The sequence below is a fragment of the Paractinoplanes bogorensis genome, from assembly GCF_018829635.1.
In the GTDB taxonomy this organism is placed as follows: domain Bacteria; phylum Actinomycetota; class Actinomycetes; order Mycobacteriales; family Micromonosporaceae; genus Actinoplanes; species Actinoplanes bogorensis.
Genome location: NZ_JAHKKG010000006.1, coordinates 115,925 through 138,981 on the forward strand (window position 1 = coordinate 115,925; position 23,057 = coordinate 138,981).

At 72.2% G+C, this 23,057-nt stretch carries 20 protein-coding genes and 1 pseudogene; 13 read left to right on the plus strand and 8 right to left on the minus strand.

Annotated features, from left to right (window positions below):
• Nucleotides 1-44: 44 nt before the first annotated feature.
• On the plus strand, nt 45-1,454 hold the full coding sequence (gene pdxR / locus KOI35_RS19625) for a MocR-like pyridoxine biosynthesis transcription factor PdxR (protein WP_215788961.1): 1,410 nt from the start codon (nt 45-47) through the stop codon (nt 1,452-1,454).
• Here the strand turns inward: pdxR and KOI35_RS19630 are convergent.
• Together KOI35_RS19630 and KOI35_RS19635 are read right to left on the minus strand one after the other, a co-directional pair.
• Nucleotides 1,337-2,641, minus strand: a complete 1,305-nt coding sequence (locus KOI35_RS19630) for an APC family permease (RefSeq protein WP_215788962.1) — start codon at nt 2,639-2,641, stop codon at nt 1,337-1,339. The genes pdxR and KOI35_RS19630 overlap by 118 nt on opposite strands.
• A gap of 66 nt (nt 2,642-2,707) precedes the next feature.
• Nucleotides 2,708-3,319, minus strand: coding sequence for a TIGR03085 family metal-binding protein (locus KOI35_RS19635; protein WP_215788963.1), 612 nt, complete (start codon nt 3,317-3,319; stop codon nt 2,708-2,710).
• 110 nt (nt 3,320-3,429) lie between these two features.
• On the opposite strand from KOI35_RS19635, the gene KOI35_RS19640 reads away from it, so the two are divergent.
• Together KOI35_RS19640 and KOI35_RS19645 are read left to right on the plus strand one after the other, a co-directional pair.
• Nucleotides 3,430-5,214 (plus strand): ABC transporter ATP-binding protein, encoded by a 1,785-nt coding sequence (locus tag KOI35_RS19640; protein ID WP_215788964.1) that lies wholly within the window; start codon nt 3,430-3,432, stop codon nt 5,212-5,214.
• Nucleotides 5,211-6,968, plus strand: coding sequence for an ABC transporter ATP-binding protein (locus KOI35_RS19645; RefSeq protein ID WP_215788965.1), 1,758 nt, complete (start codon nt 5,211-5,213; stop codon nt 6,966-6,968). Before KOI35_RS19640 ends, KOI35_RS19645 begins: the two co-directional genes overlap by 4 nt.
• Nucleotides 6,969-7,201: 233 nt before the next feature.
• Here KOI35_RS19645 and rpsD read toward each other — a convergent pair whose 3' ends face one another.
• A complete protein-coding gene (gene rpsD / locus KOI35_RS19650; protein WP_215788966.1) occupies nt 7,202-7,810 on the minus strand; it encodes a 30S ribosomal protein S4 in 609 nt (202 codons plus the stop codon).
• Nucleotides 7,811-7,902: 92 nt separating this feature from the next.
• Between rpsD and KOI35_RS19655 the strand changes: the two genes are divergently transcribed.
• Nucleotides 7,903-8,628 carry a DUF2470 domain-containing protein gene (locus tag KOI35_RS19655; protein ID WP_215788967.1) on the plus strand — a complete coding sequence of 242 codons (726 nt, stop codon included), beginning with the start codon at nt 7,903-7,905 and terminating at the stop codon, nt 8,626-8,628.
• A 114-nt stretch (nt 8,629-8,742) separates the two neighbouring features.
• Here the strand turns inward: KOI35_RS19655 and KOI35_RS19660 are convergent, their stop codons facing one another.
• The 4 genes from KOI35_RS19660 to KOI35_RS19675 form a co-directional block, all read right to left on the minus strand.
• Nucleotides 8,743-9,354, minus strand: coding sequence for a TetR/AcrR family transcriptional regulator (locus KOI35_RS19660; RefSeq protein WP_215788968.1), 612 nt, complete (start codon nt 9,352-9,354; stop codon nt 8,743-8,745).
• A gap of 12 nt (nt 9,355-9,366) precedes the next feature.
• The gene (locus tag KOI35_RS19665; protein WP_215788969.1) at nt 9,367-10,104 is read right to left on the minus strand and encodes an ABC transporter permease; all 738 of its coding nucleotides are present in this window, start codon (nt 10,102-10,104) and stop codon (nt 9,367-9,369) included.
• Entirely contained in the window at nt 10,101-10,826 is a 726-nt protein-coding gene (locus KOI35_RS19670) for an ABC transporter ATP-binding protein (RefSeq protein WP_215788970.1), read from the minus strand. The genes KOI35_RS19665 and KOI35_RS19670 overlap by 4 nt, the downstream gene beginning before the upstream one ends.
• A gap of 109 nt (nt 10,827-10,935) precedes the next feature.
• Entirely contained in the window at nt 10,936-13,152 is a 2,217-nt protein-coding gene (locus tag KOI35_RS19675) for a hypothetical protein (protein ID WP_215788971.1), read from the minus strand.
• A 262-nt stretch (nt 13,153-13,414) separates the two neighbouring features.
• Between KOI35_RS19675 and hisI the strand changes: the two genes are divergently transcribed.
• From hisI to KOI35_RS19690, 3 genes are read left to right on the plus strand one after another with little or no spacing between them, the layout of a single operon-like run.
• Nucleotides 13,415-13,795: a phosphoribosyl-AMP cyclohydrolase gene (gene hisI, locus KOI35_RS19680; RefSeq protein WP_308121119.1), complete on the plus strand. Its 381-nt coding sequence runs from the start codon at nt 13,415-13,417 to the stop codon at nt 13,793-13,795.
• Complete coding sequence (locus tag KOI35_RS19685; protein WP_215788972.1) at nt 13,792-15,324, plus strand: anthranilate synthase component I; 1,533 nt, start codon at nt 13,792-13,794, stop codon at nt 15,322-15,324. Before hisI ends, KOI35_RS19685 begins: the two co-directional genes overlap by 4 nt.
• Before the next feature lie 20 nt (nt 15,325-15,344).
• The gene (locus KOI35_RS19690) at nt 15,345-15,869 is read left to right on the plus strand and encodes a Trp biosynthesis-associated membrane protein (protein ID WP_246613429.1); all 525 of its coding nucleotides are present in this window, start codon (nt 15,345-15,347) and stop codon (nt 15,867-15,869) included.
• A 3-nt stretch (nt 15,870-15,872) separates the two neighbouring features.
• On the opposite strand, the gene KOI35_RS19695 is transcribed toward KOI35_RS19690, so the two are convergent.
• Nucleotides 15,873-16,160 (minus strand): hypothetical protein, encoded by a 288-nt coding sequence (locus KOI35_RS19695; RefSeq protein WP_246613430.1) that lies wholly within the window; start codon nt 16,158-16,160, stop codon nt 15,873-15,875.
• A gap of 380 nt (nt 16,161-16,540) precedes the next feature.
• Here KOI35_RS19695 and trpC point away from each other — a divergent pair, with 380 nt between their 5' ends.
• The 6 genes and pseudogenes from trpC (at nt 16,541) to KOI35_RS19725 (ending at nt 23,026) form a co-directional block, all read left to right on the plus strand.
• A complete protein-coding gene (trpC, locus tag KOI35_RS19700) occupies nt 16,541-17,344 on the plus strand; it encodes an indole-3-glycerol phosphate synthase TrpC (protein ID WP_215789487.1) in 804 nt (267 codons plus the stop codon).
• Entirely contained in the window at nt 17,341-18,582 is a 1,242-nt protein-coding gene (gene trpB / locus KOI35_RS19705; RefSeq protein WP_215788974.1) for a tryptophan synthase subunit beta, read from the plus strand. Before trpC ends, trpB begins: the two co-directional genes overlap by 4 nt.
• Nucleotides 18,579-19,379, plus strand: coding sequence for a tryptophan synthase subunit alpha (trpA, locus tag KOI35_RS19710; protein WP_215788975.1), 801 nt, complete (start codon nt 18,579-18,581; stop codon nt 19,377-19,379). Before trpB ends, trpA begins: the two co-directional genes overlap by 4 nt.
• A gap of 46 nt (nt 19,380-19,425) precedes the next feature.
• Entirely contained in the window at nt 19,426-20,595 is a 1,170-nt protein-coding gene (lgt, locus tag KOI35_RS19715) for a prolipoprotein diacylglyceryl transferase (RefSeq protein WP_215788976.1), read from the plus strand.
• 6 nt (nt 20,596-20,601) lie between these two features.
• Nucleotides 20,602-21,765 (plus strand): annotated as a pseudogene (locus KOI35_RS19720) (FAD-dependent oxidoreductase); the annotation flags it as partial.
• A gap of 115 nt (nt 21,766-21,880) precedes the next feature.
• Nucleotides 21,881-23,026: a hypothetical protein gene (locus KOI35_RS19725; RefSeq protein WP_215788978.1), complete on the plus strand. Its 1,146-nt coding sequence runs from the start codon at nt 21,881-21,883 to the stop codon at nt 23,024-23,026.
• The last annotated feature ends 31 nt before the right edge of the window (nt 23,027-23,057 follow it).

Consider the following 23,057-nt stretch of genomic DNA (forward strand, 5'->3'; position numbering starts at 1 on the left):
GATCGCTGCCATACCGGTTGGGCCATAGCGCGGAGAATGAGCAGGTGGACCTGATCATCGAGCTGGACGGCGGCGGGACGAAGACCGCCGCCGTCTACCGCGCGCTGCGGGCGGCGGTCGTCGACGGGCGGCTGCCGGCGGGCGAGAAACTGCCGCCGACCAGGCTGCTCGCGGCCGATCTGGGCGTGGCCCGGGGCAGCGTCGCGGGGGCGTACGAGCGGTTGGTGGCCGAGGGCTATCTGCGGTCGAAGGTCGGTGCGGGCACGTTCGTAGCGCCCACAACGACGAAGCGGACAAAAAGCCGGAGTGTGACCGACCCGCTGCGGCCGCGCGACGACTGGGCCCTCGAACCGCTCGCCACCAGCGGCGCCGAACCACGGCCGCGCTACGACTTCCGCACCGGCATCCCGGACGCCGGCCTGTTCCCGTTCGACGCCTGGCGGCGCCTGGTCACCGCCGAACTGCGGCTGCGGGCCAACAACCCCGGCACGTACGGGGATCCGGCCGGGCATCCGGCGTTGCGCGAGGCGGTGGCGCGTTACCTCGGCGTCTCCCGGGGTGTGCGAACGACCGCGGCCGACGTGGTGGTGACCAACGGCGCGCAGCACGCGTTCGACCTGATCGCGCGGGTGCTGGTGCGGCCGGGCGACGTGGTCGCGGTCGAGGAGCCGGGCTATCCGCCGGCCCGCCGCATCCTGGCCGCGCTGGGCGCCCGGGTGGCCGGGGTGCCGGTCGACGACCAGGGGCTGGTCGTCGCCGATCTGCCCGCGCACTGCCGGCTGGTCTACACGACGCCGTCGCACCAGTTCCCGCTGGGCCGGGCGATGAGCCTGGAACGGCGCCGTGAGCTGCTCGACTGGGCCCGGTGCCGGCCGGCCGCGATCGTCGAGGACGACTACGACAGCGAGTTCCGCTTCTCGGCCCGGCCCCTCGAACCCCTGCACAGCCTGGACACCGCGGGCCGGGTGCTCTATGTGGGCACTTTCTCCAAGAGCATGCTTCCCGCCGTACGCACCGGCTTCGTGCTCGCCGTACCCGGGCTGCGCGATGCACTGGTCGCCGCCCGGCAGCTGGGCGACGGCTACGGGCAGCCCGCCGTGCAGGCCGCGCTGGCCCGCTTCCTCGACGAGGGACTGCTCGCCCGGCACGTGCGCCGGGCCGGACGGGCGTACGGGGAAAGGCATGCCCGGATCTCGGCGGCGCTGGCCGCGATGCCCGGACTCGACGTCGTCCCGGCCGCGGCCGGACTGCACCTCGCGGCGCGGACCGGCGTGGACTCGACCGCGGTGGTGTCCGCGGCCGCCCGCTCCGGACTGGCCGTGGACGACCTGCGGGCCTACTCGGTCTCGGACACCGTGCAGAGCGGGTTCGTGTTCGGGTTCGGCGCCACCGACCCGTCCACGCTCGACGCCGGACTGGCTACCTTCGCCGACGTCCTGGCCCGCCACGTCTGATAGGCCAGCGACGCCGCCACGATCACCAGGCTGAGCAGGGCCGGGGCGCCGTTGAGCCAGAGCAGCGCGACCACCGCGACGAAGGCGATCGCGGCCACCACCCGCGGCCGGCCCCCGGGCAGCAGGCGCAGCGCGGCCGCCGTCGCGATCACGTAGACGAGCGTGAAGCAGCCGGTGACCAGCAAGAGCATGGTGTGCAGGCGGAACGGCAGCACCGCCGAGGCCAGGCTGAGCACGAAGACGGTGAGCAGCGCCCGGCGGGGCGTGCGGCCCATCCAGGCCGGCAGCGCGCCGTCGCGGGTCAGGGCCGCGCCGAGCTGCGACGCCCCGGCCAGATAGGCGTTGACCGCGCCGACGGTGAGCAGCACGGCGACGATCGCGGTGAGGATGCGGACCGGTCCGCCGACCCCGGCCGCGAGCAGGTCGGCCAGCGGGGCATCGCTGGCGCCGAGGGCCGGGCCGAGCACCAGCACGCTGGTCGCGGCGACCGCGAGGTAGAGCAGGCCGACCAGCACGACGGCGATCCCGGTGGCCCGCGGCACGTCCCGGCGCGGGTTGCGATAGGACGCGGCCAGCGACGACACCGCCTCCCAGCCGGCGAAGCCCCAGACCAGCACGGCCGCCGCCGAGCCGACCCCGGACCAGCCGTGCGGCGCGAACGGGGTCAGGTTGTCCCAGTTCGCGTGGGGCAGCGCGGTCAGCACGGTGATCAGCAGCAGGACGGCCAGCGTGGCCGTCAGCACGAGCTGCACCCGGCCGGAGACGCGCAGCCCGAACCAGTTCATGGCGAAGACGGCCGACACGATGATCAGGAACGTGGCCAGCGTGGTGGTGCGGCCGCCGCCCAGGACGTCGGCCACGTAGCCGCCGGCGAACGCGGCCGCGGCGGGTGCGCCCAGCGGCACGGCGAAGAAGAACGTCCAGCCGATCGCGGCGCCCACCCGCGGGCCGAAGGCGAGCCGGACGTAGGTCGAGACGCCGCCGCCGTCCGGGTGCCGGGCGCCGAGCGCGGCGAAGGTGAGGGCGAGCGGGGCGGACAGCACGATCAGCGCGAGCCAGGCGACGAGCGACGCGGGCCCGGCGACCTCGGCGGCCAGGGCCGGCATCGAGATCACGCCGGTGCCGAGCACGGCCCCCACGCAGAGGGCGGTGCCCTGGGCCAGGGAAAGTCCGGAGTTCTCCTGCATGGCCTTCACGCTAGGCCTCGATTGGCTCGCCGAGCAGACCAATCCGACGCGGATCAAATGGGCCAATCACATGCCCAGCCGGACGCCTTCCAGAGCGTCCCCGTCGATCACGACCCGCGCCGCCGAGGTGCGTCCGGTCAGGTAGACGGCCAGCTCGCCGGGCGGGCCGGACAGGGTCGTGGCCGGGGAGTCGCCGACGGAGAACGACCCGTACCCCTCGGAAACGACCTTGACCTTGACCCCGGCCCGGCGCAGCACGAGCTTGCCGGTGAGCCGCACGTTGCGCCAGAGCGCGGCCGACAGCCCCGGGTCGAGGTCGCGGGGCTGCCAGTCCGGCTGCCCGCGGCGCGCGTCCTCGTGGTGCACGAAGAACTCGATGGTGTTGGCCAGCTCGTCGGTGAGAGGGTTGCTCACCGGGCTCCACCACGGCGGCGTCCGCACCTCGTGCACGACCTGCTCGTACGGGCGGGCCGCGGTCTGCCGGCGGACCCGTTCGCCGTGCTCGCGCAGCGGCGGAATCAGCATCCCGGCCGACGCGTCGGGCCGGCGGTCCCGCACCACCAGGTGCGCGGCGAGATCGCGGGTCGTCCATCCCTCGCACAGCGTCGGCTGGTCGGGACCGAGACGAAGGAGCAGGTCGGCGAGTAGACGTCGTTCGCGCTGGGCATAGGCGGTCACAACGTGATCGTAGACACATGTTACGAAGGTGAACGGTGAGCGTCCCGTTCGGCAGGATGGATCGGTAAGGCCGGAACCGTCGGCGAACACTTACCAGTCAGGTAGGAATTTTGAGCACCAGGTCCAGCCGCGATGTGCTGGTGCGGGGGCTGTTCGTGCTGGGTCAGGCGATCAAGGCCGAGCCGCGCCTGTTCACGATCGGGACGGTCGGCAGCAGCCTGTTCGGCCTTCTGGTCATCGCCAACTCGTACGTCGTCGGCGCCGTGATCGGTCATGTCGTCGTGCCCGCGTTCTCCAGCGGGTCGGCCGGCACCGGCACGCTCGCCCTGATCGCCGCCGTCTTCCTCGGCCTCAGCCTGCTCCGGGTGGCCAGCATCTTCGGCCGCCGGCTGGGCGCGGGTTACATGCAGTTCCGCCTGCAGGCCCGCTACCGCCGCGCGGTGACCCGGCGCTACCTGTCGCTGCCGCCGTCGTGGCACCAGAAGCACGCCACCGGCACGCTGCTCTCCAACGCGAACTCCGACGTCGAGGCGGCCTGGGTCCCGATCGCGCCGCTGCCGTTCGCGGTCGGCACGATCGTGATGATCTTCGCCGCGGTGGCCGCGCTCTTCGTCACCGACTGGGTGCTGGCCATGGTCGGCGTCGTGCTGTTCCCGATGCTGTTCGCGCTCAACACGTTCTACGCCCGCCGCATGTCGCCCCGGCAGATCCGGGCCCAGCAGATGCGGGCCAAGGTCAGCGCGGTCGCCCACGAGAGCTTCGACGGCGCGCTGGTGGTCAAGACCATGGGCCGCGAGGAGGACGAGTCCCGCCGGTTCAAGGTCTACGTCGACGAGCTGCGCGACTCGCTGATCGCGGTCGGCCGGCTCCGTGGGCTGTTCGACCCGGTGATGGACTCGCTGCCCAGCGTCGGCACCCTGGCTGTGCTGCTGCTCGGGGCGTGGCGCCTGCAGAGCGGGGCGGTGACCGTGGCCGAGGTGGTGACCGTCGCGTTCCTGTTCACCGTGCTGGCCTTCCCGGTCCGGGCGATCGGCTGGGTGCTGGGTGAGCTGCCGCGCAGCGTGGCGGGCTGGGACAGGGTGCAGGCGGTGCTGGGGGCCGAGGGCGACCTCACCTACGGTTCGGCCACCACCCGGCCGTCGGGTCCGGCCACGCTGCGTTTCGATTCGGTCGATTTCGCGTACGGGGAAGGCCCGTTGGTCCTGCACGATGTGTCGTTCACCGTGCCCCCGGGCAAGACGGTCGCCCTGGTCGGCGCCACCGGGTCGGGCAAATCGACGATCGCGTCGCTCGCCGCGCGGCTGGTCGACCCGGACGCCGGCCGTGTGACGCTCGACGACACACCGCTGCCGACGCTCAGCGAGGCCGCCCTGACCAGCGCTTCCGCCCTCGTGCCGCAGCTGCCGTTCGTGTTCGACGACACCGTCCGCGGCAACATCACCCTGGAACGCGACGGGCTGGACGACGACGCCACCTGGGCGGCGCTGCGGCTGGCCCAGGCCGACGGGTTCGTCGAGAAGCTGCCCGACGGCCTCGACACGGCCGTCGGCGAACGCGGCACCTCGCTCTCCGGTGGCCAGCGGCAGCGGCTCACCCTGGCCCGCGCGCTGGCCGGCCACCCCCGGCTGCTGGTGCTCGACGACGCCACCAGCGCGGTCGACCCCCGCGTGGAGGCGGCCGTGCTGGCCGGGCTGCGCGGCCGCGACACCGGGGCGTCCATCCTGATCGTGGCCTACCGGCGGGCCACCATCGCGCTGGCCGACGAGGTCGTCTATCTCGAGCAGGGCAAGGTGGTCGCGACCGGCACCCACACCGAGCTGCTGGGGGCTCACGCCGGATACGCCGACCTGGTCACGGCGTACGAGAAGGCCGAAGCGGAACGGGTCGAGGCATGAGCGACGGTACTTTCGCCACCATCAAGCGTGGCCTCGCGCTCTCGCCCGAGCTGCGGCCCGGCCTGGCCGGCACGATCGGGCTCGCCCTGGTGCAGATGTCCGGCCGGGTCGCGGTGCCGATCGCCGTGCAGCAGGGCATCGACCACGGCATCCGCGCCGAGGGCGGCCCCGACCTGCAGTTCGTGACGGTGACCGTGGCCGTCACGTTCCTGGCGCTGATGATCTCGACGCTGGCCGGCTATCTGATGACGCGGCGCCTGTTCACGGTCAGCGAGACGGCGCTGGGTGCGCTGCGTTCGCGGACGTTCCGGCACATCCACGACCTGTCGATGCTGCACCAGCAGTCCGAACGGCGCGGCACGATGGTGTCCCGGGTGACCAGCGACGTCGACCAGATCTCGATCTTCCTGCAGACCGGTGGCGTGCAGCTGCTGCTGGCCAGCGGTCAGCTGCTGGTCTCGACGATCGTGATGTTCGTCTACTCGTGGCAGCTCACCATCGTCGTGCTGCTGGCCTTCGGCCCGGCCGTGGCGGTGATCCGGCTGTTCCAGCGGCGGCTGGCCGAGGTCTACGGCGCGGTCCGCGAGCGCACCGGCGTGATGCTCGGCGCGATCGCCGAGAGCGTGGTCGGGGCCATGGTCATTCGCGCGTACGGGGTGGCCGGCCGCACCGAGAAGCGCCTCGACACCTCGATCGACAACCTGCGGGTGGCTCAGCAGAAGGCTCTGCGCACCAGTGTGACCAGCTTCTCCAGCGGCGAGCTGGGCGCCGGCCTGGCCCTGGCCGCGGTGGTCGTGGTCGGGGTGCTGATGGGGGCCGACGGTGGCCTGAGCGTGGGTGCCCTGACCGCGTTCCTGTTCCTGGTGACGCTGTTCATCCAGCCCGTGCAGATCGCCACCGACATGCTCAACGAGGCCCAGAACGCGGTGGCCGGCTGGCGGCGGGTGCTCGACGTGCTCGACCTCGAACCCGACGTGAAGGACCCCGACGAGGTGGGCGTCGACCTGCCCTCCGGGCCTCTTTCCGTACGCTTCCAGGACGTCTCGTTCCGCTATCCGGGCGGCCCGATCGTGCTCGCCGACGTCGACCTTTCGCTGCGGGAACGAACCAAGGTGGCCGTGGTCGGGGAGACCGGCTCGGGCAAGACCACGTTCGCGAAACTTCTCACCCGTCTGATGGACCCCGTGGAGGGTGAGGTTCTGCTCTCCGGCACGCCGTTGCGGACGGTGAAGTTCGCCGCTCTGCGTTCACGGGTGGTGATGGTTCCGCAGGACGGCTTCCTGTTCGACGCCACGATCGCCGAGAACATTCGCTTCGCCGCGCCTTCTCTGACCGACGCGCAGCTGGTTTCCGCCGTCGCCGAACTCGGGCTCGCGGATTGGCTGGCCGGGCTGCCTGCCGGGCTCGAGACCTCGGTGGGCGAGCGCGGGGAGGCGCTCAGCGTGGGGGAGCGTCAGCTGGTTGCCCTCGTACGGGCATATGTCGCCGACCCGGACCTGCTGGTCCTCGACGAGGCGACCTCAGCCGTCGACCCGGCCACCGAGGTGCGGTTGCAGCGAGCTCTCGACACAGTGACCCGAGGCCGGACGACGGTGGCCATCGCGCACCGGTTGTCCACCGCTCAGTCGGCCGACGAGGTCATAGTCGTGGACGCGGGCCGCGTCGTCCAACGCGGCCCCCACGCATCTCTTGTCGCCGAGCAGGGCTCGATCTACGCAAAGCTTTACGCGAGCTGGCTCGAACAAACTCGCTAGTCTTGGGATCCCCGTGGATAGTCCAGCCACGCGATCGCCTCGCAAAGGAGGAGGCACCCGATTTGCCGACGCCGCGGGGTTTGCGGCGGCGGGAAATCGGGTGCCTCCTCCTTTGCCTCAAAGAGGCGATCGCCCGGCTTCGCGGAGCGAAGCCCAGAGAGACAGTTGCGCTTGTCAACTGCCTACTCAAAACCACCAAAACAGCCCTAACAGGCTCAAACTACAAAACAGCCCTACCGGGCGTAGAACTCCACCACGAGCTGCTCGTCGCACTGCACGCGGATCTCCGAGCGCTCGGGAACCCGCAGCACGGTGATGCGCAGGTCCTCGATCACGGTGGAGAGGTAGGGCGCGGTCGGGCCGTCCAGGTGGGCGCCGGCCTTGGCGATCTCGAACGGGGGCTTGGCCCGGCTCGACTCGCGGACCTCGACGATCTGGCCCGGCTTGAGCCGGTAGCCCGGACGGTCCACCTTCTTGCCGTCGACCGTGAAGTGGCCGTGCACGACGAGCTGGCGGGCCTGGTAGATGGTGCGGGCCAGACCCGCGCGCATCACGGTGGCGTCGAGACGGCGCTCGAGCAGGCTCACCATCATCTCGCCGGTCTTGCCCTCGGCGCGGTGGGCGTCGTCGTACGCCTTCCGCATCTGGGACTCGCTGATGTTGTACTGGTGACGCAGGCGCTGCTTCTCGAGCAGCCGGACCTGGTAGTCCGAGGCCTTGCGGCGCGACCGGCCGTGCACACCCGGCGGGAACGGCCGCTTCTCGAAGTACTTCACGCACTTCGGCGTCAGGGGGATGCCGAGCGCCCGCGAGAGCTTGGCCTTGGGTCGGGAGTTGTTCATGAAGTCTCCGAGTCAACTTGCGCTTGAGGCCGGTGTTACGGTTAGCCTCACCTTACTAAGGCAAGCCTAACGTAGGCCCGGAGGTCGTCACCATGCAGCCCACCCATGCCGAGGTCGCGCGTACGCTCGCCGCCGGCCACCTGCCCGGCGTCGCGCACATCGCGTGCCGCCCGGGCCCGCTCCCCGTACGGCATGTGACTGACGCCAACGGCCGCGTGCTCCTGCTCTCGCCGCGCGACGGCGCGTTCGCGGCCGCGCTGCGCCCGCAGGAGGGGAACGACGACACCGCGATGGTGCTCGACATCTCGGACGTGCCGCCGATGGCCGGCTCGCCCGCCCTGGGCCGGGTGTGGATCTCCGGATGGGCCACCCTACTCGAAGGTGACGAGGCTCGATCGGCCGCGCTCGATTACGCCGAGGTCGACGCCTCGGGCGACCTGCTCGACGTCGGCGACGGCCAGGTGCTGCACTCGATGTACGTCGCCGAGGTGCGCTACGAGCGCAACGAGAAGCTGAGCGACGTCGACGTGGACGAGTTCGCCGAGGCCACGCCCGACCCGCTCTGCCGCATCGAGTTCGACCTGATCGCCGACCTGCTGGACCACCACGAGGCCGAGATGAGCGCCTACGTACGCCGGCAGCTGGGCAAGAAGTTCCAGCCGGTGGCCGAGCCGCGGGTCGTCCGGATGGACCGCTACGGCTTCATGGTCCGCCTCGACGACAAGCTGGCCCGGCTCGCCTTCCCCCGCCCGGTCACCGACCGCCACGACCTGGCCCACCTGCTGCACCCGGTGCTCTGCCACCGCTGCACCGACTGAGCCCGAGCCTGATCTCGAGTCACCAGCCCTACCCCGCCCACCCAGGGGGCTGGCCAAAAATACGCCGGCCAAAACGGGCGAACTGACTTATCCACAAGTGACGTGCGAGACAGTTCAGTCCGCTTTGAACACCTCGGGCATCGGCTCGGTCAGGAAGCGCTGCACGTTGGGGCCGATCGCCGCCGCGATGACGTCGGCGTCGGCGCTGGCCAGCGGCTCGAGCTTCAGCACGTAGCGGGCCACCATGATGCCCGCGATCTGCGTGGCCACCAGTGACGACCGCATCGCCGCCTCGTCCGGGTCGAGCACGAGCTCGCTCACGGCCCGGCGCAGGACCTGGGTGACCACGAACTCGCGCAGCAGCCGCGCCGTCCATTCATTGCTCAGCGCCGAGCGGAAGACGGCCAGTGCGGCCGTGCCGGCGGGTGAGTCCCACACGCCGATCGCCATCCGTACCAGCCGCTCACCGGCCTGCTCGCGAGGGCCGGCGAGGGCCTGGGGCACCAGTTCGGCCGGGTTGATGGGTGCGTTCATCACCGCCAGGAACAGCTTTTCCTTGGTGCCGAAATAGTGGTGCACCAGGGCCGGGTCGACCTGGGCGGCGCCGGCGATGGACCGGATGGACGCGTTGTCGTAGCCCTTTTCGGCGAAGGCGAGCCGGGCCGCGTCCAGGATGGACTCGCGCGTGTCCTGGTTGCCGGGACGCCGCCCGCTGCGCCTTGCCAAACCGGTTCCCCTTTACGGCGTACGGCGTCGCAGGGTCGCCGCGGCCAGCACCAGCGCCACCACCGCCGCCCCCGCGACGATCACCAGGTCGCGCCACATCGTCGTGGTCGCGTCGGCCGAGCCGCCCACCTGGGCGAGCGCCTCGACCGCGTAGGTCAGCGGCAGCGCGTTGCTGATCCCCTCGAGCCAGCCCACCATCTGCGCGCGCGGCACGAACAGCCCGCACAGCAACAGTTGCGGCACGACCACCACCGGGAGGAACTGTACGGCCTGGAACTCGGTGCGGGCGAAGGCGCTGCAGAACAGGCCGAGCGCCACCCCGAGCACGGCGTTGACGACCGCGATGAGCACGACCAGTCCGGCGCTGCCGCGGGTGTCCAGGCCGAGCAGCCAGTACGCCGCACCCGTGGCCACCGCACCCTGCACCGCGGCGGCGAGACCGAACGCGATCCCATACCCGAAAAGCAGGTCGATCTTGCCCAGTGGGGTGGTGAGCAGGCGCTCCAGGGTGCCGGTGGTGCGCTCCCGGAGCATGGCGATGCTGGTCACCAGAAACATGATCACGAACGGGAAGACGCCGAGCATGATCAGCGCGATCCGGTCGAACGTGCCGCCCGCGCCGTCGTACATGAAATAGAGCAGAGCCAGGAGCAGCGCCGGTACGACGACCAGCAGCGCGACGGTCCGCCGATCGTGCCGCAGTTGCCGCAGCACCCGGCCCGCCGTGGCGAAAGTGATCCGGAGACTCATGCCGCCACCGCCTGCTCGTTGTCGCGGATCAGTCGCAGGAAGGCCTCTTCGAGGTCGTCGGTGCCCGCCGAGGCCCGGATCGCGGCCGGGGTGTCGTCGCCGATCAGCCGGCCCTCGCGGATCAGCAGCAGCCGGTCGCAGCGCCCCGCCTCGTCCATCACGTGGCTCGAGACCAGCAGCGCGGTGCCGCCCGCGGCCAGTTCGTGGAACCGGGCCCACAACTCGGCCCGCAGCACCGGGTCCTGCCCGACGGTCGGCTCGTCCAGCACCAGCAGGCGCGGCTCGCCGATCAGCGCGCAGGCCAGCGACGCCCGGCTGCGCTGGCCGCCGGACAGGTTGCCGACCAGCTGGGACTTCGCGGCGGCGAGCCCGACGTCGGCGATCGCGCGGTCGGCCTCGGCCGCACCCAGGCCGCGCAGGGCGGCGAAGTAGCGGGCGTTCTCGCGTACGGAAAGGTCGGCGTAGACGCTCGGCGCCTGCGTGACGTAGCCGAGCTCACGTCGCAGCGGGGCACTGCCCGCGGGATGCCCGAGCACGGTCACGGTGCCCGACCTGACGATCTGCACGCCGACGATGGCCCGGATCAGCGTGGTCTTGCCGCTGCCGCTGGGCCCGAGCAGGCCGGTCACGCGGCCGGCCGGGATGTCGCAGGAGATGCCGTGCAGCACGGTTCGCCTGCCGCGCTCCACGACGAGGTCACGTACCTCGATCGCGTCGTCCATGACGCCCTCCCAAGAATTCATTGCCTGATGAGTTCAACGCTAGATGAATTCCGCGGAGAAAAGAAGACCCCTGTTCCCGTACGGAAACAGGGGTCTTCGGTGTTGATCTCTAAAGGGCGAGGATGCGGTCCAGGAACTCGCGGTAACCACGCATCGCCATCCGCATGCTCTCGGTGTCCGGCTTGCCGTTGCCGCGCAGCGGGTCGAGCTCGTCGCGCTCGGCCAGCAGGGCCTCGGTGAGCTCGTTGACGGCATCGGTGAGCAGGTCGTGGGCCCGGGTCAGGGCGGTCTCGGGGTCGTCGACGAACTCGGCCTTCACCTCGTGCCAGGCGGCCCGGAAGTGGCGGACCGCGTCGTCGTCCCAGAACGCGATGCTGCCCGCGGCGACATCACCCGGGCGCAGCGGCTGATCCTCGGGTACCTCGTCCTCGGGGGCGGCCCGGCGGCCGCGGCGGGCCGGCTCGGACTCGTCGGCCGTCGCGTCGCCGAGGACGGCACGCCGGACGAGTCCCTCGTCCTCATCGGCGGCGGCCCGGCGGCCGACGGTGTCCTCCTGGCGGCCGACGGTGTCCTCTTCGGCCGTGCGGCGGACGGGCGCGGCGTCCTCGAGGCTGGCTGAGCGGCGCGGGGCCGGGGTGAGGTCGGCCGGTTCGTCGTCCGGCTCGCCGCCGAACGTGATGTTGACCCGGCCCGCCGGCGTCTCGGCCTTCTGCTCGGCCTTCTGCTCGGCCTTTTCGTCGGATGGCTGCGGCTTGGCCACCGGCATCGGGATGCTGGCCGCGCCGCGTGGGGCCGGAACCCCGGAGACCGGTCCGGACGACGGGTCGGGCAGGGCCGGCGTGTAGGACGGCGGCTGCCCGTAGGACGAGCCGAAGACCGGACCCGGCGACACCGGCGAGGCCGCGCCGAAGGCCGGGCTCGGGGACACCGGGCTCGAGGAGACCGGAGACGACGAGACGGGGGCGCCTGAGGTCGGGGGAGCCGACGTCGGGCCGACGACCGGGTGGGTCGAGGTCGGCACCGAGGCCCAGCCGGCGGCGGCGCGACGGGCATCGAGGTCGTCCGGGGCGGCGCGGCGCCCGGTGGACTCGGCGGTCTCGGCCCCCGAGATCGGCGTCACCGGTCCGGCGTCGGAGGTCGGGATACCGGGAAGGCCGGCCCGTCCGTTCATGTCATCACGCCCGTTCTCGTCTCGCGCCGCCGCGTCGTCCGGCAGCGCCCGCCCGTTGGTCTCGCCGTGCCCGTGCCCGTTGAGGCCCGGCCGGGGCTCGGGTGTGTTGCGCCCGCCGAACAAGAACCGGTTGTTGCGCCCGCCCAAGCCGAATCCTCCGAAGTCGCGGTCCCAGGGATTGCCCCGCCCGGACTCTACGGGCGACGACTCCTCGCGCTCGCCGGCCGCGGCCCGTGAGTGATCAGAATCGCGATCCCGGTCGTCGGCGCGGGGGCCGGTCGCGGGCGGTCCGCTGATCGGGCCGTTGAGCGGGTCGTGGATCGAACCGGGTGGGCCGCTGATCGGCTGCGGGGGGCCGCTGACCGGGGTGGGCGGGCTGCTCGCGGGGTCGGCCGAGGTGTGGCGCGGGCCGGTGGTGCGGGCGGCGTCGGCCGTCGGGTCGTTGCCGCCGAGGGGCGAGTTGCCGCCCAGGGGTGTGTTGCCGCCGAACGGTGCGTCGCCGCCGCGGGAGGCTGGGCCGTCGGCCTGTCGTCCTCCGCCGGTGCTGGGCTGGGCGCCCGGTCCCGGAAGGCCGCCGGAGTTGCCGGGGCCGGGAGTGCCAGGGCCCGGAGTGCCGGTCGGCTTGGGGCCGTCGAAGGAGTGTCCGCCCGGCTCGCCGGTGCCGTGCGCGGCCGAGGCGAAGGGGGTCATCAGCCCGGGCGTGCCGGCGCCCGTTCCCGTGCCTGTTCCCGTGTTCGTGCCCGGCCCGGGCACGGTCGATCGGCCGAGCGGCGTTGCGATGCCGGGCTGTCCGAAGGGAGCCGGGCTGCCGGGCCGGCCGACGGGCGCTACGCCGGGCCGGCTGAGCGGGGCCGGGCCGCCGGGCTGGGCGAAGGGTGCCGAGCCGCCGGCCCGTCCGGTGAACGGGGGGCTGCTCGCCTGACCCGGATAGGGCTGACCGTTGTCCGGAGGTGCGCTGACCGAGCCGTCGACCGCCGCACCCTCCGGGACCCGACGCGAACCGAGCGCCACCATCTCGGTTTCACCCGAAAGGGTGCCGGACATGGCGGACGAATCGGGCGTAGCGACCTCGTCCTCACCGTCGCGGTGCACCGGCCAGAATCGGGCCAGCCCACGCGTCGACCGAGCATTGTCGGGGTTGGACGTCGGCTCCATCGGTTTGAGACTCCCGTCGCTCCGGCTCCGCCACCCGCGGACTCGAGCTGCGGTAACCCTCTCGGGAGGCGGCTGTGAACACCCCTGGCTGGGTGCAGCGCAGGACGACGGTACCCGCCCCGCCTTCAACTGGCATCCCCCGTGCCCGGATCGTGAGCCGCGCGTCGGCACCCCGACAGAGGCCGCGTTCGGAACTGGGCTCGTCCGTCTGGGCCCGGATCGTGAGCCGCGCGTCGGTGACCCGACAAGCCCGCTGTGGATAATCAGTCGCGTGGCAGTCAAGACCGACCTGGACCCGGCTATCGCCGGGCGGCTCAAGCGGAACTCGGACGGGCTCGTGGCGGCGATCGTGCGTGAGCACGGTTCCGGCGACGTGCTGATGCTCGCCTGGATGGACGACGAGGCGCTGCATCGCACGCTGACCACCGGCCGGGCGACGTACTGGTCCCGCAGCCGCGGGGAGTACTGGGTGAAGGGCGCCACCTCCGGCCACTTCCAATACGTGCACGACGTCGCGCTCGACTGTGACGGTGACGCGCTGCTCGTGACCGTCGAGCAGGTCGGCGCGGCCTGCCACACCGGCGAGCACACCTGCTTCCACAACGAGCTGCCCGTGACGAGGCCGGAAGGGGTCACCCCGTGACCAGCGGAGCCGTGTTCCCCAGCGAGGCCGACTTCCTGCGGCAGCGGCGCCGGGTGGTGCCGGTCACCCGCAAGCTGCTGGCCGACGGCGAGACACCGGTGGGTGTCTACACCAAACTGGCCGGCGGGCCGGGCACCTTCCTGCTCGAGTCGGCCGAGCAGGGCGCCGGGCCGTCGGGCGCGGCCTGGTCGCGTTACTCGTTCGTCGGTGTGCGCAGCGCGGCGACCCTGGTCGAGCGGGACGGCCAGGCCTCCTGGCTGGGCACCCCGCCCGCGGGTGTACCGCTCGACGGCGACCCGGTGGTGGCGCTGCGCGAGACGGTGGCCGCGCTGGCCGACGGTCCGGCCGCGGGCGACCTGCCGCCGCTGACCGGCGGCATGGTCGGCTATCTCAGCTATGACCTCGTACGCCGTTTCGAACGCCTCCCCTCGTCCGCGAACGACGACCTGACCCTCCCCGAGCTCGGCATGATGCTCGCCACCGACCTGGTGGTGCTGGACCACTACGACGGCTCGGCCATCCTGGTCGCCAACGCCGTGCTGGCCGACGACGCCGACGACCGGGCCAAGCTCGCGGCCTATCACAACGCGGTCGGCCGGCTCGACGCGATGACCACCGCGCTGTCCCGGCCCACCCCGCCGATGATCTCCACCGTGGAGCGCCGGCCGGCCGGTGAGCCGGTGAGCCGAACCGCCCCGGGCGAATATCAGAAGGCGGTCGAGGAGGCCAAGGAGGCGATCCGGGCCGGCGAGTGCTTCCAGATCGTGGTGGCCCAGCGTTTCGAGCGGCCGACCGACGCCGACCCGCTCGACGTCTACCGCGTGCTGCGGGCGACCAACCCCAGCCCGTACATGTATCTGCTGCGTTTCGACGACTTCGACATCGTCGGCTCGTCGCCCGAGGCGCATCTGAAGGTCAGCGCCGACGACCAGGGCACCCGCCGTGCTCTGCTGCACCCCATCGCCGGTACGCGGTGGCGGGGCGCGACGCCCGAGCAGGACAACGCGCTCGCGGCCGAACTGCTGGCCGACCCCAAGGAACGTTCCGAGCACGTCATGCTGGTCGACCTGGGCCGCAACGACCTGGGCCGGGTGTGCCGGGCCGGTTCGGTCGAGGTGCCGGAGTTCGCGCGCATCGAGCGTTACAGCCACGTCATGCACATCGTGTCGACGGTGACCGGCGAGCTGCGCGACGAGCAGACGGCGTTCGACGCGCTGGCCGCGACGTTCCCGGCGGGCACGCTGTCGGGTGCGCCCAAGGTCCGCGCGATGGAGATCATCGAGTCGCTGGAGCCGACCCGCCGCGGCCTGTACGGCGGCACCGTCGGCTACTTCGGCTTCGCCGGCGACATGGACATGGCGATCGCCATCCGCACCGCACTCCTCAAGGACGGTGTGGCCTACGTGGGCGCCGGCGCCGGCATCGTGGCCGACTCCGACCCGGCCGCCGAGGAGCAGGAGACCCGCAACAAGGCGGCCGCGGTCCTGGCCGCGATCGCTTCGGCGGAAACCCTGCGCGCCGCCCGATGACAAGCCGCCGGCCTTATCTGATGTCTCTGCTGGCCTGCCTGGCCGGGGCCGGACTGGCGATCTACGGCGCGACCCGCACGTGGTCGGTGCTGGTCGTCGAGCGCCCCGGACTATCCGACCTGCGCACGGCCCGGACCGGCGCCGAGGTCGCCCCGTGGGCGATCGGGCTGGCCCTGGTCGGTCTGGCCGGCGCCGGCGCGCTGCTGGCCACCAGCGGGCGTCTGCGGCGTGGGCTGGGGGTTCTCCTCGCGCTGGCCGGAGCCGGTATCGCGGTGAGCGCGATCATCGGCCGCGCCGGCCTGGAGACGGGCGACGCGGGTGCCGGGGGCACCCTGTGGCCGATCGTCTGCGCGGCCGGCGGGGTGGCGGTTGCCTGGGGCGGCCTGACCGCGGCCCGCCTGGGTCATCTGTGGCCGGCGATGTCCGCCCGTTACGAGCGCAAGCCCGCCGCCGTAGCTCCGGCGGCTCCGATTGACACCAACAAGCCGGTGGAGAGCCGCACGGCCTGGGACTCGCTCGACCGGGGCGACGACCCGACCGTCTGAGCGCTACCGCGTACGGGAGGCGGTCTTGGCCAGGCGGCGGCGGGTTGCTGGGCGGGCGGCGACCAGGGCGGCCACCTCGCGGGTCAGTTCGGCTCGGGCCTCGTGACGGGCGCGGTCTTCCAGGGTCGCGGCCCACGCGTTGTCGCGCGCGGTGCGCATGCCCGCGTCACCGACGAGACGGCGCTGGACGCCGGCCACTAGGTCGGCCGCGGCCGACACGACGGCGCGGGAAGCGTTGACGAAGCCGGCGGGAAGGGCCGGCTCGATCGGAGCGGTCCGGATGGCGGCCACGGGAAACTCCACATCGATCGCACGGTCTGGTCGAAGGCGACGCCCGAAGCGGCACCGGGAACCAGTTTGCCTCGGACCCATCATGACCGGGCCCCATTTCCGGTGCGTGACGGTCACGTCAACGCGCCGTGGTATCCACCGATCAGATGAGGTGCCGCAGCCCAGCGGGCTGATGATCGTGGTGCGCGTGTGACCGAAGTGACAGGTCACCGCGGAGCAGGGCGCATTATGCCGCAGCCCATTCCGTGAGGCGCGCCATACCCCGGGGGCTCTTGCGCGACCGCGACCTCCTAGCATCGGGCGAAGGGACACCCGGAGAGGGGAGTCGTTTCGTGACATCCGATCAGCAGGCGGAAGCGGGTTCTGGCGGACCGCAGAACGTGCTGGAGGAGATCCTCGCCGGAGTGCGCGAGGACGTGGCGGCCCGGCAGGAGCAGGTGCCGCTGGAGCAGGTTCGGGAGGCGGCCGCGGCGGCGCCGCCGGCCATTGACGCCTATGCGGCGTTACGCAAGCCCGGCGTGGCGGTGATCGCTGAGGTGAAGCGATCGTCGCCGTCGAAGGGTGCGCTGGCTGACATCCCCGACCCGGCCGAGCTCGCGGGGGAGTACGCGGCGGGTGGCGCCCGCTGCATCAGCGTGCTCACCGAGGGCCGGTGGTTCGGCGGGTCGCTCGACGACCTGAAGGCGGTGCGGGCGTCGGTGCAGATTCCCGTGCTCCGCAAGGATTTCGTGGTCTCGAGCTATCAGGTGCACGAGGCCCGGGCCCACGGCGCCGACCTGGTGCTGCTCATCGTGGCCGCCCTCGAACAGAACGTGCTGGTCGGCCTGCTCGAGCGGATCGAGTCGCTCGGCATGACGGCCCTGGTCGAGGTGCACAACGAGGAGGAGGCGGACCGCGCGCTCGAGGCTAACGCCAAGGTCATCGGGGTCAATGCCCGCGACCTTCGTACGCTCGAGGTCGACCGGTCGGTCTTCGAGCGGATCGCGCCCGGCCTGCCCGGCAACGTCGTCAAGATCGCCGAGTCGGGGGTGCGGGGTCCGCACGATCTGATCCGGTACGCGTCGGCGGGCGCCGACGCCGTGCTGGTCGGCGAGGGTCTGGTGACGCAGAAGTCGCCGCGTGACGCCGTGGCCGAGCTGGTCAACGCCGGCAACCACCCCGCAACTCCGCGGCCGGTGCGGTGAGCGCCCCGACTCTGCCCGACTTGTCGGGGCATTTCGGCAGATACGGTGGCCGGTTCGTGCCGGAGGCGCTCGTCCGCGCCCTCGACGAGCTGGACGCCGCATATCGGACGGCCAAGACAGATCCGGAATTTCAGGCGCAGTTCACGGATCTGCTCCTGAACTACGCCGGTACGCCGTCCCTGCTCTATCGGGCCGAACGGCTCAGCGAAAAGCTCGGAGCGGAAATCCTGCTCAAGCGGGAGGACCTGAACCACACGGGCGCCCACAAGGTGCGCAACGTGCTCGGTCAGGCCCTCCTCGCCAAGCGGATGGGCAAGCCCCGGGTGATCGCCGAGACCGGCGCCGGCCAGCACGGCGTGGCCAGCGCGACCGCCGCCGCCCTGCTCGACCTCGAGTGCGTCGTCTACATGGGCGAGACCGACACCGAGCGGCAGGCGCTGAACGTGGCCCGCATGCGCATGCTCGGCGCCACGGTCGTGCCGGTCACCAACGGCTCGCGCACGCTCAAGGACGCGCTCAACGAGGCGCTGCGCGACTGGGTGGCCAGCGTCGACACCACGCACTACCTGCTCGGCACGGCGGCCGGACCGCACCCGTTCCCCGAGATCGTCCGCGATTTCGTCGGCGGGATCGGTATCGAGGCGCGTCAGCAGTGCCTCGACCAGATCGGCCGGCTGCCCGACGCGGTGGCGGCCTGTGTCGGCGGCGGTTCCAACGCGATCGGCATCTTCCACGCGTTCGTCCCGGACGAGGGCGTCCAGCTCTACGGGTTCGAGGCGGGCGGCGACGGGGTGGCGACCGGCCGGCACGCGGCGTCGATCACCGGCGGCTCGTCGGGGGTGCTGCACGGTGCCCGCACGTACGTGCTGCAGGACGAGGACGGTCAGACGGTCGAGTCGCACTCGATCTCGGCCGGCCTGGACTACCCGGGCGTCGGGCCCGAGCACGCCTGGCTGCACGACACCGGCCGGGCCGAGTACGAGCCGGTGACCGACGCCGAGGCGATGGCCGCGTTCCAGCTGCTGTGCCGCACCGAGGGCATCATCCCGGCCATCGAGAGCGCCCACGCGCTGGCCGGCGCCGCCAAGATCGCGCCACTGCTACGAGACGAGCTCGGCCGCACCCCGACGATCCTGGTCAACCTGTCCGGCCGCGGTGACAAGGACGTGCACACCGCGGGCGCCTACTTCGGCATCCTCGACCCGGTCGAGACCCTCGTACCGGGAGAGCAAGAGTGAGCATCGCGGAAGTCTTCGGCAAGGCCCGCACCGAGAACCGGGCGCTGCTGATCGGCTGCATGCCGGCCGGGTTCCCGACGGTCGACGACAGCATCGCGTCGATGATCGCGATGCACGAGTCCGGTTGCGACGTCATCGAGGTCGAGATGCCGTACTCGGACCCGGTCATGGACGGCCCGGTGATCCAGAAGGCCAGCGACATCGCGCTCGCCAACGGCGTCCGCACCCGCGACACGCTGCGGATCATCGAGGCCGTGGCGAGCGCCGGGGCCACGGTCGTGCTGATGACCTACTGGAACCCGATCGAGAAGTACGGGGTCAACGCGTTCGCCCGCGACCTGGCCGCGGCCGGCGCCACCGGCATGATCACGCCCGACCTGATCCCGGACGAGGCGGCCGAGTGGATCGCCGCCTCCGACGAGCACCGGATCGACCGGACGTTCCTGGTCTCGCCGTCCTCGACGGACGAGCGGATCGCGATGACCGTCGCGCACTGCCGCGGCTTCGTCTACGCCACCGCGCTGATGGGCGTCACCGGCGCCCGGACGTCGGTGTCGTCGCAGGCCCCCGAACTGGTCGACCGGGTGCGCCACGCCAACCCGGACATGCCGGTCGGTGTCGGCCTGGGCGTCGGCACCGGGGCCCAGGCGGCCCAGGTGGCCGGGTTCGCCGACGGGGTGATCGTCGGGAGCGCGCTGATCCGCTGCGTGCTCGAGGCCCCCGACCGCGCGAACGGCCTGAACCGGCTGCGTGCCCTGAGCGCCGAACTGGCCGAGGGCGTGCGAAACCCAGCCTGAGGCCTGTTTCATAACTGGCCTCACTCACCCGGTAGCGTGTGCACCCGTGAACCTCGCCGCGATCCCGAGTCCGACAACGTCGGTCTGGCACGTGCTCGGCCTGCCCGTCCGGGCGTATGCGATCTGCATCGTCCTGGGCATCGTCGCGTCCTGCCTGATCATGGAATATCGCATGCGCAGCCGGGGGGTGGCCCGCTGGGCCTCGCTCGACATCGCGGTGTGGGCGGTGCCGTTCGGCATCGTCGGCGCGCGTCTCTATCACCTGGCCACCTCGCCGCAGGACTACTTCGGCGCCGGGGGTGACCCGATCCGCGCCTTCTACATCTGGGAGGGCGGCCTCGGCATCTGGGGCGCGGTGCTCGGCGGTGCGCTCGGTGCCTATCTCGGCTGCCGCCAGCTCGGCCTGCCGCTGGGCCTGGTGGCCGATTCGCTGGCGGTCGGGCTCCCGGTCGGTCAGGCGGTCGGCCGGCTCGGCAACTGGTTCAACAACGAGCTCTACGGCAAGGAGACCACGCTGCCGTGGGGTCTCGAGGTCCACGACATGGACCGCTCGAACCCCGGGCACGCCACGGTCATCGACGGTCAACCGGTCACCCTGCCCGACCTCTATCACCCCACTTTCCTGTACGAGTTCATCTGGAACCTGGGCGTGGCCGGGCTGGTCTACCTGCTCGACCGCAAGTTCAAGTTCGGTCGTGGGCGGGCGTTCGCGCTGTACGTGATGGCGTACACGGTGGGCCGGTTCTGGATCGAGATGCTGCGGGTCGACGAGGCCAACCACCTGTTCGGCATCCGGCTCAACGTGTTCACGTCGATCATCGTGTTCCTCGGCGCGCTGATCTACTTCCTGGTCATGCGCGGGCCGCGGGCCTATGTGGTGCCCGACGACGCGCCCGAGACGGCTCCCGAGGCGCCCGCCGCGAGCGACGTCTCGCAGGTCGACGTCACCGCCGCCGAGGCCGGTCCGGCCACTCCCAAGGGCTATCAGGTGGTCAGCGAGGCCCGGTTCCAGGCCTACCGCCGCACCGGGATCCTGCCGCCCGACACGCCGGCCGACATGGCCGAGGAGATCGCCGCCGGCGGGCACCCGGTCGAGCGTGATCCGGCCGGTCCGGCCGGGCTGGGCGCGGCGGTGCTGGCCACCGGGGCCGCCGCCGGATCGGAACCGGCCAAGGACGCCGAGCCGGAGTCGCGCGGCCCCGACGACGAACGCTGACCTGACGTGCCGACGGCCGTGGTGGTGGGCGCGGGCATGGCCGGGCTGGCCGCGGCCGGCGCCCTCGCGCGCTGCGGCTGGCAGGTGATCCTGCTCGAGGGTGCCGAACGGGTCGCGGCCCCGCCCACGGCCCTGGTGCTCTGGCCCAACGGCCGCCGCGCGCTCGAGGCGATCGACCCCGGCGGCGGCTGGTCGGCGATCGCGTCGCCGCTGCCCGACGGCGGGGTGCGCCGCCCGGACGGTCAGTGGCTGGTCGCTCCGCGCGGCACCGGCACCGGTCCAGCCCCGGCCGCCGTGCACCTCGAGGACCTCTACGACGCCCTGGTGGCCGGCCTGGGCGATCTGGTCCAGCTCCGCACGGGTTTCAAAGTCCTTTCCCTCCGTACGGGTCCACGCGTGCGCCCCGCCGTGAGCGACGGCCGCACCGAGATCGAGGCCGACCTGGTCGTCGCGGCCGACGGCATCGACAGCACGATCCGGCGTACGTTGGCGCCCGAGTCGGCCGCGGTCGGGTCGGGTTTCGCCGCCTGGCAGGCCGTGATCCCCGCCTACCGGCTGCCCCGGCTCCCGGCCGAGCAGGCCGCGGGCGGCGAGACGCTGGGCGCCGGTTACCGCTTCGTCTCGATCCCGCTGGGCGAGCGAGCCGCGGGCCGGGGCGGCGTCTACTGGGTCGCCACCGCCGCCGGTGCGCCGCGCCCGGAACCGCCGGCCACCCAGCTGGCCCTGCTGCGGCGCTGGTTCGCCGACTGGCACCCGCCGGTCGGGGAGCTGCTGGCCGCGACCCACGCCGACGACCTGGTGCCGCAGGAGGTCCGCGAACTGAGACCCCTTCCCCGGGCGTACGGGTTCCCGTCCGGCCCGGGTGGCGTGGTGCTGCTGGGCGACGCCGCGCACGCCATGCCGCACCACCTCGGGCAGGGCGCGTGCCTCGCCTTCGAAGACGCGGCGACCCTGCGTTCCCTGGTCGCCGAGGCGGCGCCGGGCCCGGCCCTGACCGCCGCCGTCGAGCAGTACGGCCGGCTGCGTCATCCGCGCACCACCACGGTCGTGCGGCAGACCCGGCGCATGTCGGCCGTGGTGCAGGCCCGCGGCCGGCTGGCCCTGCGCGCCCGCGACGCCGCGCTCAGCCACATGCGTCCCCGCATGCTCCCCGACTGGTCACCGCCGGAAGCAGCCGACCTGACCGGATCGCCGGACCTGACCGGATCGCCGGACGGGGTCGCGACGGAGCCGTGACGTCGTTACGATCCGGCGCGGTGCTCAGGCGTACGGGGGAAAGATTTTTATGATCGGGAACATCGCGGCCGTGCTGGCCCTCACCGCGGGCTCGCCCGTGGCTCTGCTCGCGCCGACCGAGCCCGCGCCGACGAATGTCACGCTCGCCTGGACGTCGGCGGCGCACACCGAAGCCGTGATCACGTGGGACGAGACCGGCGACGTGCGCAATCAGATCGACATCGTGTTCGCCGACGGCCGGACCACCCACATCGCGAGCAAGTTCGCCGAGGCCGGGCAGCCCAACCGGGTCCCTCTGTTCGCCGGGCTGTTCGACCAGGACTACCGCATCCTCGTCCGCGTCGTGGACGCCGACGGTGCCGAGCTGAGCGAGCCGGCCTCGTCGCCCGAGTTCGACACCGACCGGGAGCCCGCCGCCACCATCACGCTGGTGCAGCCGCGCGAGGACGGCTCGATCCTGATGAGGTGGAAGCCGGGCGCCTACACCGACCCCAACCCGGGCGACCCGCTCGACGTGCCCGCCGACCTGCCTTACCGCTACCGTCCGGTCGCCTCGCAGCCGTCGTTCAACGAGTACGACCAGCTGGCCGAGCCGACCACCGAGACGTCGTTCGTGGTGCCCGCCCGCGAGGCCCCGATGCGGGTCGGTCTGCGCAACGTTCCCAACGAGTGGTACGGCTACAACGGCATCTCGGCCGCTGTCGAGGGCACGAAGCTGACCGGAGTGGTCACGGCCACGGGAGGCACGGTGCGGGCCACCGGCAAGGCCGTACGGACGGTTCGGGCCTGTGACCCGGGGCCGTGCTGGACCGAGGACAACGCCGACAACGGCCGGGCGCTCACCCTGCAGTCACGGGCCGGCGCCGGTTCGCCGTGGCAGACCGTCGCCACGGGCCGGACCCGCGCCGACGGTTCCTACTCGCTGGCGGGGGACTTCGCCGGGGCCGCCGGTTACCGCGTCGTCGCCCCGGCCGTCAGTGCCACCGGCGAGGGGACCGCCCGCACCTTCGCGGCCACCCCGGTCGTCGCGGTGGCCGGTGGCGACGGTCCGGCCGGCGGCGGCGGTGGCGGGAGCGGCGGTGGCGGGCTTCCCATCACCGGTACGCCGGTCATGTGGATCGCGATCGGCGGCGGCCTGCTCGTCCTGCTGGGCGTCCTGTTCGCCGTCCTCGGCCGGCGCACCCGCCAGAAGTAACAGGCCGCGGCGGCCGGCTCGGCGGCGCAGG